The sequence below is a fragment of the Cystobacter fuscus DSM 2262 genome, from assembly GCF_000335475.2.
Lineage (GTDB): Bacteria > Myxococcota > Myxococcia > Myxococcales > Myxococcaceae > Cystobacter > Cystobacter fuscus.
Map to the genome: position 1 here is coordinate 130,904 of NZ_ANAH02000013.1, position 13,853 is coordinate 144,756.

Annotated in this window: 15 protein-coding genes; 5 read left to right on the top strand and 10 right to left on the bottom strand. The window is 66.1% G+C overall.

The window, feature by feature from the left end:
• Positions 1-32 precede the first annotated feature (32 nt).
• From D187_RS23120 to D187_RS23140, 5 genes are all read right to left on the bottom strand, one after another.
• The gene (locus D187_RS23120) at positions 33-854 is read right to left on the bottom strand and encodes an ATP-binding cassette domain-containing protein (RefSeq protein WP_002629906.1); all 822 of its coding nucleotides are present in this window, start codon (positions 852-854) and stop codon (positions 33-35) included.
• On the bottom strand, positions 851-2,050 hold the full coding sequence (locus D187_RS23125) for a sugar ABC transporter permease (protein WP_002629905.1): 1,200 nt from the start codon (positions 2,048-2,050) through the stop codon (positions 851-853). Before D187_RS23125 ends, D187_RS23120 begins: the two co-directional genes overlap by 4 nt.
• Positions 2,051-2,117: 67 nt before the next feature.
• A complete protein-coding gene (gene xylF / locus D187_RS23130; protein WP_002629904.1) occupies positions 2,118-3,161 on the bottom strand; it encodes a D-xylose ABC transporter substrate-binding protein in 1,044 nt (347 codons plus the stop codon).
• Between the two features lie 466 nt (positions 3,162-3,627).
• Positions 3,628-4,824, bottom strand: a complete 1,197-nt coding sequence (locus D187_RS23135; protein ID WP_076606207.1) for an ROK family transcriptional regulator — start codon at positions 4,822-4,824, stop codon at positions 3,628-3,630.
• A 502-nt stretch (positions 4,825-5,326) separates the two neighbouring features.
• Positions 5,327-6,235: a LysR family transcriptional regulator gene (locus D187_RS23140; protein WP_002629902.1), complete on the bottom strand. Its 909-nt coding sequence runs from the start codon at positions 6,233-6,235 to the stop codon at positions 5,327-5,329.
• Positions 6,236-6,329: 94 nt separating this feature from the next.
• Between D187_RS23140 and D187_RS23145 the strand changes: the two genes are divergently transcribed.
• From D187_RS23145 to D187_RS23155, 3 genes are all read left to right on the top strand, one after another.
• Positions 6,330-6,920, top strand: coding sequence for a malonic semialdehyde reductase (locus tag D187_RS23145; RefSeq protein WP_002629901.1), 591 nt, complete (start codon positions 6,330-6,332; stop codon positions 6,918-6,920).
• A gap of 46 nt (positions 6,921-6,966) precedes the next feature.
• Entirely contained in the window at positions 6,967-8,250 is a 1,284-nt protein-coding gene (locus tag D187_RS23150; protein WP_002629900.1) for a serine hydrolase domain-containing protein, read from the top strand.
• 545 nt (positions 8,251-8,795) lie between these two features.
• Positions 8,796-9,194 carry a RidA family protein gene (locus tag D187_RS23155; protein WP_002629899.1) on the top strand — a complete coding sequence of 133 codons (399 nt, stop codon included), beginning with the start codon at positions 8,796-8,798 and terminating at the stop codon, positions 9,192-9,194.
• A 75-nt stretch (positions 9,195-9,269) separates the two neighbouring features.
• Here D187_RS23155 and D187_RS23160 read toward each other — a convergent pair whose 3' ends face one another.
• The 3 genes from D187_RS23160 to D187_RS23165 form a co-directional block, all read right to left on the bottom strand.
• On the bottom strand, positions 9,270-10,181 hold the full coding sequence (locus tag D187_RS23160; protein WP_002629898.1) for a LysR family transcriptional regulator: 912 nt from the start codon (positions 10,179-10,181) through the stop codon (positions 9,270-9,272).
• An 89-nt stretch (positions 10,182-10,270) separates the two neighbouring features.
• On the bottom strand, positions 10,271-10,426 hold the full coding sequence (locus D187_RS55400) for a hypothetical protein (protein ID WP_162159674.1): 156 nt from the start codon (positions 10,424-10,426) through the stop codon (positions 10,271-10,273).
• A 102-nt stretch (positions 10,427-10,528) separates the two neighbouring features.
• The gene (locus D187_RS23165) at positions 10,529-11,176 is read right to left on the bottom strand and encodes a prepilin-type N-terminal cleavage/methylation domain-containing protein (protein WP_020918216.1); all 648 of its coding nucleotides are present in this window, start codon (positions 11,174-11,176) and stop codon (positions 10,529-10,531) included.
• A gap of 222 nt (positions 11,177-11,398) precedes the next feature.
• Here D187_RS23165 and D187_RS23170 point away from each other — a divergent pair, with 222 nt between their 5' ends.
• Together D187_RS23170 and D187_RS23175 are read left to right on the top strand one after the other, a co-directional pair.
• A complete protein-coding gene (locus tag D187_RS23170) occupies positions 11,399-11,962 on the top strand; it encodes a hypothetical protein (protein ID WP_002628044.1) in 564 nt (187 codons plus the stop codon).
• Complete coding sequence (locus tag D187_RS23175; protein WP_155893528.1) at positions 11,943-12,212, top strand: hypothetical protein; 270 nt, start codon at positions 11,943-11,945, stop codon at positions 12,210-12,212. Before D187_RS23170 ends, D187_RS23175 begins: the two co-directional genes overlap by 20 nt.
• A gap of 773 nt (positions 12,213-12,985) precedes the next feature.
• Here D187_RS23175 and D187_RS23180 read toward each other — a convergent pair.
• Together D187_RS23180 and D187_RS23185 are read right to left on the bottom strand one after the other, a co-directional pair.
• Positions 12,986-13,180, bottom strand: a complete 195-nt coding sequence (locus D187_RS23180) for a hypothetical protein (RefSeq protein WP_002628046.1) — start codon at positions 13,178-13,180, stop codon at positions 12,986-12,988.
• A 427-nt stretch (positions 13,181-13,607) separates the two neighbouring features.
• The gene (locus D187_RS23185) at positions 13,608-13,850 is read right to left on the bottom strand and encodes a DUF1653 domain-containing protein (RefSeq protein ID WP_020918218.1); all 243 of its coding nucleotides are present in this window, start codon (positions 13,848-13,850) and stop codon (positions 13,608-13,610) included.
• Positions 13,851-13,853: the final 3 nt, after the last annotated feature.

Here is a 13,853-nt window from a genome sequence, read left to right on the forward strand (position 1 = left end):
TGCCCTCTGCCCGGTCAACGAGCACGGTCGGCCTATGCGGGCCCAATGGAGGCCGCGGAGGAAGTGGGCGTCACCTGGGGGAGCGCGGTGGCGTGCTGCCGCTGCGGCGGGCGACCGAGAATGATCATGCTCAGAACGTCGTCTTGCGTCAGGTCCGCCACACGCTCGGTGCTCACCACCTTGCCGTTCTTCATCACGGTCACGCGGTCGCAAACCTCGAAGACGTCCGGCATGTCGTGGCTGATGAGGAAGATGCCGATACCATCGGCTTTCAGGCGACGAATCGTATCCATCACCATGCGTGTCTCCGCCGGGCCGAGGGCCGCGCACGGTTCGTCCATGATCAGGATCCGCGCATTGAAGTAGAGCGCTCGCGCGATCGCCACCGTTTGCCGCTGCCCACCGGACATCGCGCGCACCGGCTTGCGCAGTTCGGTGAAATGGGGATTCAGCCGCTGAATGATTTGTCGCGCCTCGTGCTGCATCCGGGGCGTGTTCAGGGTCCTCCACGGTGTCATCAGCTCGCGGCCGAGGAAGAGGTTGGCCGCGGCATCGAGGTTGTCGGCGAGCGCCAGGGTCTGGTGGATGGTTTCGATGCCCGCGGCACGCGCCTCTCGCGGACTCCCGAAACGCATCGGCCGGCCATTGACGAGGATTTCGCCACTGTCCGGGGGGTACACGCCGGACAGCATCTTGATGAGCGTCGACTTGCCGGCCCCGTTGTGGCCGAGCAGGCCCACCACCTCTCCCGCGTGGAGGTCGCAATTCACTCCATCGACGGCCATGACGCCGCCGAAATGCTTCGTGACCTGGCGAACTTCGACCAGGGGCCGGCGACCATCATGGCCAATCATCGAGTGCTCCGTCGGTTGTAGACCACGTCGAACCACACCGCGGCAATGAGCACCAGGCCGATGAAGATCTGCCGCTTCGCGCTGGAGACATCCATGAGCACCATGCCGTTGTCCAGGCTCTGGATCAGCAGCGCCCCCACCACGCAACCCGCGATCGAGCCCACGCCGCCCGCGAGCGAGGTGCCGCCGATCACCGCCGCGGCAATCACGTACAGCTCCGCCATCTGCCCCATCGAATTCGCCCCCGAATTCAGGCGCGCCGTCGTGATCATCGCCGCCAGTGCGGCGAGCGCGCCCATGAGCATGAAGAGGTAGAGCATCACGCGGAACGTCGGTATACCCGAGAGCAACGCGGCTTCCGGATTGCCGCCCAGTGCAAACAGGTAGCGTCCGAAACGGGTGCGCTCAGCGATGAAGCTCATCACGAACACGACGGTGATGAAGATGAGGACCGGCACCGCGATCCCTTTTCCTACCCGGTTCTGCTGTGCATCGAAGCCGACATCGCTGTTCATCACCGCGACGAACGCTCCAATCGCGCCGCATTGCAACACCACCCGCAGCACGTCGGCCCACAGCGGGGGCTGTTCGGCGCCGTAGAGGGCGCTCGTGCGACGCACGTGCCAGCGATGCCAGACAACGGCGATGCAGGTGAGCACGCCCAGTGCCGAACTCCAACTCACGCCGATCGAACCGGACAAGCCGCCACCGAGGACCTGATAGTTGGTATGCAGCGGCGCGATGGTCTGCCCGTCAGCGACGAGGAAGGCCGCACCGCGATACATCAGGTAGCCGGCCAACGTGACGACGAAGGCAGGCACCTGTCGATAGGCGACCCACCACCCCTGAAAGGCCCCGACGGCGACGCCCGCCGCCACGCCGAGCGCGATGCTCAGCAGCCAGCCCCAGTTGGCTTCCGGAGGAAACCACTGCACCTGGCTGTAAGCGATCAGCATGCCGGTAAAGGCGAGCAGCGAACCCACGGACAGGTCGATCTGCCGGGCTACGATCAGGAACACCATGCCACAGGCCATGATGCCGGTCACGCATGTTTGAATTGACAGGTTGTAGAGATTGCGCGGCGTGAGGAAGGTGCCTTCGGTCAGAGCCGCCAGGGCGGCCCAGACCATGAGCAGCACCAGGACCATTGAACTGAAGCGCGGGTCAAAGCCCGTCTTGCGGAGAAGGATTTGCATCGCGAGGGCGTGTTCTGGGAGAGACGGCCTCGCGGCGCTCGTCGCCGCCGCGAGGCCGAGCGGTTTCTTACCTGCAGGCTTTCGGCGCCTTCGCGCCGCTCGCGCCCGCGCACACCTGCTGTCTGGTGGCCCAACCCGAGTTGAGGACGTGGTCGAGGTTGTCCGCTGTGATAGGTACCGGCTTCAGGAAGACCGCTGGAATGGGCAACTTCTTGGTACCGCCGTTCCAGATGGTCGCGCCCTGAAGTGTCGACGGCTTCGTGCCCTTGGTCATCGCGACCGCGAAATTGGCCGCCGCCTCGCCCAGCACGCGGGTGTCCTTGAACACGGTGACCGTCTGCTCGCCGCGGGCAATCCGGTTCAGCGCTGCGATGTCGGCGTCCTGGCCGGACACCGGGACTCCGGTCAAGCTCTGCGCCTTCAGGGCCGCGACCGCGCCTCCAGCAGCACCGTCATTCGAGGCCACCACCGCGTCGACCTTGTTGGAATTGCGCGTGAGGATCTGCTCCATGTTGCGCTGAGCGACTTCCGGCGACCAACCTTCGGTGTACTGCTCGCCCACCACCTTGATTTTTCCGGCCTGGATGGCGCTTTGCAGGACCTCGAGCTGGCCGCGATGCAGGAAGTCCGAGTTGGGATCGGTCGGCGAGCCCTTGATGAATGCGTAGTTCCCCTGTGGCTTGACCTTCAGCACCTCGCGGGCCTGGATGCGGCCCACTTCGACGTTGTCGAACGTGACATACAGCACCCCTGGGTCCTGGATGAGGCGGTCGTACGCCACCACCGGAATGTTCTCCTGACGAGCCCTCTGCACAGCGGGCAGAATGGCGTCGGAGTCATAAGCAAGCACGATCAGCGCGTTGGCGCCGCGCGAAATCAGGCCCTCCACGTCCGACAGCTGCTTTTCGTTGGAACCCTGCGCGTCGGCGCTGATGTACTTCGCACCAAGCTTCTGCAAGGCCGCCTTGAGCGCGGCCTCGTCGCGCTTCCAGCGCTCTTCCTGGAAGTTGGACCAGGAGACGCCTACCACCAGGCTCTCTGCGTTTGCGACTCTCGGCACGGCTGCCATGACGGCGAGCCACAACAGGGTGGCCCCGCGGTTCAGTCTCATGTGCGTCTCCTCTGGCGCGCCCCCTGGCGCCTTCGCGTTGATATCGCCGAATTGGTTTGTTCGATGAACAAACCATAGAGCCGAACGCCAGGCCCGTCAATCAGGAGAGTAATGGGAATCAGCAGAGGGCCCCCTCATCGCATCATGAGTGCTGTCGCTAGCGAATTCGACATAGCGCGTCATTCATTGCCCGCGTGGCCGTGGCAACCATCGGCCGTGAGCGCGCACGGGCCCGGATGGGAGCTGGAGTACACCATCAAACAGATGGGCTGGCTGCTCTCCAATGCGGGGAACGTCTCACAACTGTTCGCCTCAGGAGTGCCGATGATGCTGACGCAGCGCGCCGAAGCAGAGGTGGTGCTCGACTGGACGATTTTGACTGCGGTTGTATTTTTTTTGTGCACTGCCGATGGTGAAAGCACATCGGCGCTCAACCGAGGCCCAGACGACCCGCGGGGGGATGACGTCAGGCCATCAGGGCTTCATGCAGCACTGCACCCGCGGCGCCCACAGCGCAAGCATTGATGCCGAAGCGGCAATGCCGTACTTCGGTGGTGTGGAAGGCGTACCGCGCCTGCAGCCCCGCGAAGCACTCGCGGGCCGCATCGAGAAAGACCGGGCCGAGCTGTACCATGGGGCCGCCAAGCACGAGGACTGCCGGGTCGAGCATGTTGCAGATGTTCTGCATCAACATGCCCAGATAGCGCCCTGCACGACGCGCGGCCGCCACTGCCGTCGCATCGCCCCCGGCCACCCGACGCGCCAGTTCGTCGATTGGCAGCACGGGGTCTGGGGTGCCCGTAATATCAAGACTGACTGCCCGCTGTGAGATGAAGGTTTCGGAGCAGCCACGGCTACCGCACCGGCACGGCGGTCCGTCGAGTTGCAGCACCGTATGGCCGACTTCCCCTGCCGTGCCGTCATGACCGAGGTGGAGCCGATCGCCGAGAACGATCCCCCCGCCTACGCCAATGCCCATGCTCAGGTAGACGAGTGAGTTCGTCTGGGCGCCAGTTCCAAAGACGTACTCGGACAACGCCGCGGCGTTGGCTTCGTTCAGCACCTTCACCGGCGATTGGCGTACGCCGACTCTCTTCAACGCCTCACACAGCGGCTGCTCGATGTCCTGGTGGTGCCAGCCGAGGTTTGGCACCACGCCCACCCGATGACCGTGCACATCTACGGTTCCTGGAACTCCGACGCTGATCCCCAGGACGCGCCAGCCCTGGGCGCACAGCGAAGCGTCCTGTTGAGCGATGAGCCCGGCAAGCGCCGTGAGCGTGGAGCCCAGGTCCGAGGGCGAATACGGTTGCTGACGAGAGCCGAGCAGTTCCCCCTGGAGGTTGCACGCGACCACGTTCAGGTAGTCCACGCCGATCTCGGCACCTATGAGCGCCAGGCGAGAGGGGTCGAGCCGCAGGGGCGTTGGGCGCCGGCCCACGGCGCTGGATGCGGGCGCCTCGGACTCGCACAACCAGCCCTCGTCGATCAAGTCCTGTACCAGCAGGCTGACGGTGGACTTCGTCAGCCCACTGCGCTTGGCGAGGTCCGCCCGCGACAGGCCCGCCTCCTGCCTCACCAACCGGAGTATCGCTGCACTGTTGATTCGCTTGATGAGGCTCTGATTGCCCGTCAGGGCTTCTGCATGTCCGGAAGGCGGCACGTGAAAAAGGGCGAGAAGGAGTTTATTCGAACATTAGACCAAATGCCTCGGGAAGAGGCCTAGGGAAAAATGGGGGCGCATGGGCGGGTGGCGAGGTGGGTAGCGAGATGGGCGGTTCTCCTCTGAACAGCGCCCCTCACTTTCCCCCCCCCGCCGCGTCCCCGGCCCGAGGGGTGAGCGCCTGCTGCGGACCGCCAGCGCCATCACCCGCGCCATCGATGTGCCCCTGACCCTCGACATGGAGCGCGCACCTCGACGTCGCTGCTCGCCCTCCCGGTGCACCATCGCCTGGCCGCCGGGAAGCCGGACGAGCCGGCGGATCTGATGGAGCTGCACGGCGAGCGCGTGAGCCTCGTGCTCCGCCCCGGCGCCCCCGGACTCCACGGCGGGGCGCGCTGCCGGAGGCGCCCTGCCCGGGGTGCCCGTCGCGAGGGTGATGCACACGCCAGTGCTTGCCGTGGGAACACCGGCTCTGCACGGCGCCCGCTTCGCCGACCTGTTTCTACGCAGTCAGCCCACGCAGGTGCCGCTCCAGGATGGGAATCATTTCCCTCACCTTGGGCGAAGAAAGGCGCTGAGGAGGATAGACAAGGTGCACCGGCGCATACTCCGTGGCCCAATCCGGAAGTACCCGGACGAGCCTCTTCGTGGTGAAGTCTTCCTTGCGCAGGGGTTGGGGCACCAAGGCCAACCCCGCCCCGTGCCTCACGAGGCTCAGGATCCAGGAGAAGGACGTGGACGAGACCACGAAATCCGGCTTCAACCGGACGGCCTCTCCGCCCGCCGAGCGAAGGTGCCACGGCATGTCGCCCTTGTTGCCCTTATTGAGCACGAAGCCGATGCACGGATGCGCCACGAGGTCTCGCGGGTGCTGAATGGCCGAGGCGCCCTGGAGATAGCGGGAGCTCGCCACCACGACCGAGTTTCCCACCCCGAGGCGCTTGGAGCGCAGGCTGGAATCTTCCAGGTGCCCTCCCCGGATGGCGATATCGAATCCCTCGGTGATGAGGTCCACGTAGCGATTGCTTAGATGGGTCTCCACCTTGACCTGAGGATACTTGTTCCGAAACTCGCTCACGGCGGCGGAGACCTCCGAGGACGGAAAATCCGCGGGCGCGCTGATCCTCAAGGTACCGGTGGGCTGCCGCCGGGTCACCGTGGCTCCCTCGAAGGCACCCAGCAGGGTCTGGATCGCGACTTCGGATTCCTTGAAGAAGGCGGCGCCCTTGTCCGTCAGTTTCAACTTCCGGGTGGTTCGGGTCAGGAGACTCACCCCCAGGGTCCTTTCCAGGCCAACCACCCGGTCACTCACGGTGGAGACGGAGAGACCGAGGCTCCGAGCGGCCTTGCTGAAGCTTCCCGCCCTCACCACGTTCACGAAGATCAGCGCTGCATTCAAATCCGGATTCATTTTTCGCCTATCCGGAAAATATATTGAGATTCTTCGCCCTTCTCAAGGGAATCCGTCGGGCCAAGAATGGGGGTATCCAATGAGCGAGACCCCGATGACCAAGACCATTGCGAAGGAATCCATCCAGCAACTCTTTACCGAAGCCCGCACCCACCATTTCTGGCAGGACAAGCCCATCGCGGAGCAGACCCTGCGGGAGCTCTACGAGCTGATGAAATGGGGACCCACGTCGGTGAACTCCGCGCCAGCGAGGATCGTGTTCGTGCGGAGTGAGTCGGAGAAGGCCAGACTCTATCCCGCCTTGATGGGGTCCAACCCCGAGCAGGTGAAATCGGCCCCCGTGACGGCAATCATCGCCTACAATGAGAAGTTCTACGAAGATCTGCCCCGGCTCTTTCCGAGCTATGATGCGAGGCATTTCTTCACCAATGATCCCAAGTTCAGCTACGACACCGCCTTCCGCAACAGCTCCCTCCAGGGCGCCTACTTGATTTTCGCGGCCCGCGCGCTGGGCTTGGACGCCTGCCCCATGTCAGGCTTCGACAATGCGGAAGTGGACAGGGTCTTCTTCTCGGGCACGGCCCTCAAATCGAACTTCATCTGCACGCTCGGGTACGGTGACAGTTCGAAGCTCTACCCGCGGGGACCGCGCCTGGCTTTCGAGGAAGTGTGCACGATTGTTTGATCGCCCCCGTTCCATGGCGGTCACGAGTAAAACAAGGAGGACAGTGATGCTCACTCGAATGGGGAGCCGGTTCACCGCGGTCATGCTGGGACTGGTGCTGGGGGGCGCGGCCCTGGCGAAGGAGCCGGCGAAGCAGCAGGTGAAGGAGTCCTCGAGCAGGTCGGCCATCCCCACGCGACTGGACGCGGTCATCGATGGGGCGCTGGCCGACAAGCGGTTGGTGGGCACGGTGGTCTTGGTGGCTCGGGATGGACAGGTGATCTACCACCGGGCCGCCGGGCAAGCCGACCGCGAGGCGCACGTGCCCATGCGCGAGGACGCCGTCTTCCGGCTCGCGTCGGTGAGCAAGCCCCTGGTGTCCGCGGCGGCGATGGCGCTCGTGGACCAGGGCAAGCTCGGGCTCGAGGATCCGGTGACGAAGTGGCTGCCCACGTTCCGGCCGAAGCTCGAGGATGGCCGCGAGCCCGTCATCACCGTACGGCAGTTGCTCACCCACACGGCGGGACTCGACTATGGCTTCTTCCAGCCGCCGGCGGGCCCCTATGCGCGCGCCGGGGTGTCGGACGGGGTGGATGAGTCCGGGCTGAGCCTGGAGGAGAACCTGCGCCGCCTCGCCTCGGTGCCGCTGGGGTTCGAGCCGGGAACCCGCTGGCACTACTCGCTGTCCATCGACGTGCTGGGCGCGGTGGTGGCGAGCGCGGGCGGCGCGCCCCTGCCCCAGGTCGTCGAGCGGCTCATCACCCGGCCCCTGGGCCTACGTGACACCGGGTTCGTGGCGAAGGTGCCCAAGCGGCTCGCCACGCCCTATGCGGACGGCAAGCCCGAGCCGGTACGCATGGGAGCCCACCACGAGATGAGCGTGGGCGGCGTTTCCTTCCGCTTCGTTCAGGGCCGGGCACTCGATTCGCGCGCGTACCCCTCTGGAGGCGCTGGCATGGTGGGCAGCGCGGGTGAGTTGCTGAAGTTCCTGGAGGCGGTACGCACGGGAGGCGCGCCCTTGTTCCAGTCGTCGGCGACGGCCGCCGCGATGCTCGCGCCCCAGACCGGTACGCTGGAACTCCCCAACGAGCCGGGATGGGCCTTTGGCTTCGGCGGCGCCGTGCTCGTGGATGCCACGAAGGCGGCCACGCCCCAGTCCCCGGGCACCTGGCGGTGGGCCGGCGCGTATGGGCACACATGGTTCGTCGATCCGAGGCGCCGCCTGAGCGTGGTGGCGCTGACGAACACGGCCATCGAGGGCATGTCGGGCGCGTTCCAGCGCGACCTCCGGGATGCCGTCTACGCCGGGCTCGCCGCGGAGGCATCGACTCCCCCCGCCCCCGCTCGGTAGAGGTGTCCGGCCGGCGGCTCAGCCCTCGTAGGTGGTGATGTCCACGTAACTGGGGCAAGCCCATTCGCGTGTTCGGAGAGCCACTTGTACAGCCAGGACTGCTTCCAGCGGGCCTCCTGCGCCGATTCCGCGCCCAGCCTGTCCTTGCCCTCGCTGGTGACGAAGCCCACGGCGGTGCCAGTGGTGTGATTGCTGAAGCCAGGGACGGGTACAGCAACACGCGGTCGACTCGCGCGAAGCCAACCGTCTCCCGGTACAGCGGCACGTTGCCACCGCCTCGGATGAAGGCACCGAAACCTTCCGCCGACACGTAGACGTTGTGCTTGCCCTCCCGGACCACCCGGGCGAGGTAGGCCGCCGCCGCACGGGGCGGGGCAGCGGCGCTTCCGCTCCCGGCGGAGCAAGCCTACCTGAGAGGAGGAGTCAGTTCATGCCCTCCGCGCGGATTGTCCATGGGCATGGAGGGTCATGGCAGGGATGCGGGCTGTTTCCCGGGTGTGTGGTTCTTTATCATCGGCCCCTCTCATGCAGAACGCAGGAGCACCATGAACAAGCCCGAATTTTTCGTCACCCCCGGCTATGGGGACCGCCAGCTCGAGGGCATGCATTACTCCCAGGCGCTGAAGATCGGCAATCGCGTCGAGACCTCGGGTCAGGGCGGCTGGAACGACGACTGGGAATTTCCCGAGTCGCTCACCGAAGAGATCGCCCAGGCGTTTCGCAACGTGGGTCGCACGCTGGCGACCGCGGGGGCGGGCTGGGAGCACGTGGTGCACGTGAACTCGTATCACCTCGGCTTTCCGCCCGAGGTCAACGAGACCATGGTCAGGCTGTTTCGCCACTACATGCCCAATCACGCGCCCATCTGGACTTCGCTCGGCGTCGCGGCGCTGGGCGATCCGACGATGCGGGTCGAGATCCGCGTGACGGCCATCGTGCCCTGACGCGAGCTTGTCCGTGCCGTCGCGCCAGCCCTCGGGCAGGGGCGGCACGGGCGCCATCCTCGCCGCGCCGCCGCGCTACGGGTCGACCGCGGGCGCCGCGTCGCCGAAGGTCTGCCTGACCCAATCGACGAAGACCTTCAACCGGGCATGCTGATGCCGGTTGGGCGGATAGATGACATGGAGCGGCAGCGGCGGGCGCGTCCAGTCTTCCAGCAACGGCACCAGTTCACCCGAATCCAGATAGGGCTGGACACAGCGCCGCAGGTGCTGGCCGATGCCCAGGCCCGCCAGCATCAGCGCGAGCAGGCCGTTGCCTTCGTTGGTCGAGAACTCGGCGGCGACGATGTCGTGGCGTTCGGCGCCTTTCTGGAAGATCAACGGATCGGCCTTGCCGGTGGCGGCGAAGAAGTAACCGGCCCGCAGGTGGTGGCGTTCGAGCTCACGAGGCGTGGCCGGCGTGCCCATGCGTTGCAGATAGACGGGCGACGCGCAGGTGACGTACCGCAACTCGGTGAGCGTGCGCCTGACCATGGCCATATCGCCCAGCTTGCCGGCGCGCAGCACGCAGTCCACCCCTTCGCCCACGATGTTGACCGTGCGGTCGCTGATGCCCAGCGCGATCGTGATGTCGGGATACTCGCGGTGAAAGTCAGCCAGGGCCGGGATCAGCAGCGTGGTGGCGAAGGTGGCCGGCGCATCGACGCGCAGGTGGCCACTGGGCTTGAGCTTCCTGCCGCGCACCGCGTGGTCCATGGCGTCGAGCTCGGCGATCAGGCGCTCGGCGCGGCGGTAGTACTCCAGTCCGTCCGAGGTGACGGCGAGCGCACGGGTGGTGCGATGCATCAGCTTGATGCCGAGATGCTTTTCGAGGTCGGTGACCAGCTTGCTGATCGTCGAGCGCGGCTGGGCCAGCTGGTCGGCCGCGCGGCTGAACGAGCCGGTCTCGACGACGCGCACGAAGGCGCGCATGGCCAGGAGTTGGTTCACGGGAGTGAGCCGCCGAGGGGAAACATACCGGCGGATTCTCCATGAGGATGCACGGGCCCGCGAAGCGCGAAGAGTGTCCGCGAAGAGTGTCAGACGAGCTGCTCCCCCAAGCCATCCTCCCGCGGCAGGAGCACCTCCTGATGCGCACCCCGCGGGGGCTTGCGCGGCGGGGCCACCAGCAGCAAGAGCGCGAGCAGCGCGCACAGGCTCGTCACGACAGGGAGAAGGAAGGGGCGCGACTTCATGGCGAGGGCCATCAAAATGGAAAGGACACCTGGAGCATGTCCAGATGTCCTTGGCACTGTCAGCACTGGCCGAGCCGGGTCAGTCCCGTGCTCGGACGAGCATCAGGTGTTGCAGTCGACGTCGTTGTAGGAGAGGTAGGGCGCACCGGCGACGGCCACCGTCTCGTCGTTGTTGCCGCAGGCCGAGCCGATGGAGGAGGTGTCCTTGGTCGAGATCCACCAGGTGTCGATACCCGTGGAGTCGTTGTCGACGTTACCGGCGGCCAGACCGGAGATGTTGCAGCCGATGCCCGTGGTGCAGCCACCGAGGCCGGGCATGCCCGGGTTCGCGCCCGCGCCCGTGTACGACGGGCTCGTCGGGGGAGCTTCCTTGGGCGTCGCCGAGCCCTGGAACTTCGCGCTGTCCACGGTGATGCAGTTGGCGTTCGCGGTGTCGGTCACGCCCTTCGCATCACGCACGATGCAGGTCTTGCCGGCGGTGCCGAAGTAGTAGGCGTAGCGGTTGCCACGCTCGGGCGAGAAGCCCACCGTCTGCACGTTCTCCGAGTACTTGTCCTTCTCCTGCAGGTAGGCGCGCTGCGAGGTGAACCAGGCCTTCAGGTTGGCCTTGGCCTCACCCTGCTTGGAGCGGGCCTGGAACTTGATGAAGTTCGGGATGGCGATGGCGGCGAGGATGCCGATGATGGCCACCACGATCATGAGCTCGATGAGCGTGAAGCCGCGGTTCTTGCGAACGAAGAGACGGTTCATGGGGTTTCTTTCTCGGAACGGCAGGGGGATGACGGCCGAAGCCGTGACGAATGGATAGCATGATCAGTGCCAGCGTCAAAACACGTTGGGCCGGGCTGCTACGCGCAGGACGTTCGCACTGGACATGGCTTCTATCCAGCCTGTACGCATGCAGATGAGACGGATCCCGCCGTGCCGCCGCGCTGCTCGAACGGGCTGGACGATGATGGAGATGGGTTACCGATGGCCGACTCGCCTCCTGAGCACAACCGCGACGCCCTCGCGGACGTCCCGTCTGGCGACATCGAGCGGGCGCGCGCGCTGCTCGCGAGCGTCCCCAGGGCGCCGCGCAAACCCTCGAAGGAGGCCCGCCGTCTGGTGCTCGCCCTCGCGGGGCCCCAGCGCGTCACGTTCTACTCCAGCCTGGGCTTCCTGCTCGTGGGCCTGCTCCTGTGCGCCATCTTCCAGGCACCTCGGGCGGTGGGCGACCTGCTGCTGGACCAGCACTCCTTCGAGGTCCCCGGCGTCGTCGACTCGGTGGAGGTGGGCAGTCGCAAGCGCAAGCCCCGTCCGCCCGTGTACTGCGCGCGCTTCCACTCGGAGGACGGCGGGCTGGTGGGCCGCAGCTGCGAGCCGGGCGGCAGCTTCCAACCGGGCCAGCGCGTGATCCTCGAGCGCCGCGGAGGCCAGGCCCGCATCCGTGGAACCACCCTCACTCCCATGGGGCGCCTGGGGGGGGCTCGTCCTGCTGTTCCCCCTCGCTGGCGGCGTGGGCCTGCTGCTCGTCTTGCGGACGAACCACCGTGAGTCGCGCGCGGCCCGCGTTGGCATCCCCATTCTCGCGCGGGTGACGTACTTCGGCGACGGAAGGCCGGTGCGGAAGAAGGGGCCGCCGCCCACCGAACTGCGCTGGAGCTTCATCGTGCACGGCGAGCGGTACGAGGGCCGCTTCTCCCTGGACCACGCGTCCGAGTTCGACTTCCTCCCCAGCCGCGACGTCATCGTCGTGCTCTACGACCCGGCGGCTCCGGCCATCAACACCGTCTACGTGCCCTAGTCCTACCTGAGCTGAATCGCGAGCCGGGTGACGGACAACGCCCCGCGTGGCCGTGCCCGTCCGCGCTACCGGAGCCCAGCGAGCGTGTACCCCAAGGGGCCGAGCGGCTTCCTGGCGCACGGCTCGGGCGGCCTCCGGCCGCGGCCCTGCTCGGCTCCTCCGCTCCAGCCCTCACCCGCCACATGACTTCTCTCCCGCCTATACGCGATCTTGCACGCGGCGGCTGTATTCCAGCGCCCCCCGTCGTCAAGTTCCACCGTCGCCAGTTCCAGGGAACCGACTACGATGGGCGGCTATGACTCTACTGCTCAGCGCTACTCCCGAATACCTTCAGCAATGTCGCGATGCTCAGGCTCGGGAGCAGGCAGCATCGCTGACCGCCACCGACCAGTGGGCCCATGTAGACAAGGCACAGGCGCACCACGATTTCCACCCGGCTCGTAGAGTTTTTAGGCGAGGCGATGTTCGTCTACGCGCATAGCGAACTTTGCGAGTGATGGGGTCCGGGCGGCAGCGACGAATCCGAGCCGCAGAGCGCCACCAAGACCGCTTCGGCTTCTACACCTCGGCCGCGTTCCTGCTGGAGCGCATCCTGGCGGAGGTCAGCCGCGTTCGACGCACGCAACGGGACGCAGCGCTTCTCGCGGCTGCTGGCTCGCAACCGGGTGCTGGCGGACGAAGTCCAGCCCTTCACCCTGGACTGACGGAGCGCCGCCACGGCCTCTCGCCGGAGCAATCCCGGCGAGGGCCGCGGCATGGCTACCGGGGATGAATCACTCGACCCAGCAGACCCACTTGTTGGCGGGCCTTTGCTGGCACAGACACTCGGCGATCGCGCCGTCGGGCATGGCACATCCAATCACCGATTCCGGAGTGCAGATCTTGCCGATGACCTCATCACAGGACTTGATGAGCTCGGCGGAGACCTGGCCGGGCTGCTCCAAGACTTCCGCGGAGCCTTCCGGCACTTCGCCTCCGCCGCAGCCCACTCCGAAGATGGAAACGACAGACACAAGCGCGAGCACACGTAGAACCATGAGTCGAACTCCGTTCGCGGGTGGAGCGGCCATGGAACTGCGGGTTCGGACCCGGGTCAAGAATTACCGACAACTCTTTTTTCCTCTGTTTTAAGACGAACCCAGGGATGGCTCAGGCGGGAGGCCGGCTCGGCAGCCGCACGGTGAGGCGGAGTGACGGCCACGACGGAAGGGGTCGAAGAGGTGCGGGAGCACGTCCGCGGGGATGGCCGGCCCCGGGTCGTGCACACTGATGCCGGCCCGGCGGCATTGACCGTCCTCCAGGAACTGGGCGCCTTCGTGACCCGGAGATGGGGAGGTCACGGCGGCCTTCCCCGGTTGAGGCCGAGGGGGGCGTGCTCCTCTGCGTGGCATACCTTCAGCCCTCGATCTTGCGGAAGCGCGGTTGCAGGACCCCCTCGTGCTCGACGTCCTCGAAGAACATCATCTTCGGCCGCACCCAGAACCCGGTGTCGGGATGGAGCTGGCGGTACACCACCAGCTCTTCCTCCGTCTCGCTGTGCCGTGCATAGCAGATCACCTCGTACTCGCCGCCGCGGTAATGGCGGAAGCGTCCGAGGGGCTCTTGAGGCAGGGGCTGCACGGGGGGATGGTGAGACATGAA

Coding starts and splice junctions, on each gene's coding strand:
- D187_RS23120 (WP_002629906.1), bottom strand. CDS start 854: ATGATTGGCCATGATGGTCGCCGGCCCCTGGTCGAAGTTCGCCAGGTC.
- D187_RS23125 (WP_002629905.1), bottom strand. CDS start 2,050: ATGCAAATCCTTCTCCGCAAGACGGGCTTTGACCCGCGCTTCAGTTCA.
- xylF (WP_002629904.1), bottom strand. CDS start 3,161: ATGAGACTGAACCGCGGGGCCACCCTGTTGTGGCTCGCCGTCATGGCA.
- D187_RS23140 (WP_002629902.1), bottom strand. CDS start 6,235: ATGAATCCGGATTTGAATGCAGCGCTGATCTTCGTGAACGTGGTGAGG.
- D187_RS23145 (WP_002629901.1), top strand. CDS start 6,330: ATGACCAAGACCATTGCGAAGGAATCCATCCAGCAACTCTTTACCGAA.
- D187_RS23150 (WP_002629900.1), top strand. CDS start 6,967: ATGCTCACTCGAATGGGGAGCCGGTTCACCGCGGTCATGCTGGGACTG.
- D187_RS23155 (WP_002629899.1), top strand. CDS start 8,796: ATGAACAAGCCCGAATTTTTCGTCACCCCCGGCTATGGGGACCGCCAG.
- D187_RS55400 (WP_162159674.1), bottom strand. CDS start 10,426: ATGAAGTCGCGCCCCTTCCTTCTCCCTGTCGTGACGAGCCTGTGCGCG.
- D187_RS23165 (WP_020918216.1), bottom strand. CDS start 11,176: ATGAACCGTCTCTTCGTTCGCAAGAACCGCGGCTTCACGCTCATCGAG.
- D187_RS23170 (WP_002628044.1), top strand. CDS start 11,399: ATGGCCGACTCGCCTCCTGAGCACAACCGCGACGCCCTCGCGGACGTC.
- D187_RS23185 (WP_020918218.1), bottom strand. CDS start 13,850: ATGTCTCACCATCCCCCCGTGCAGCCCCTGCCTCAAGAGCCCCTCGGA.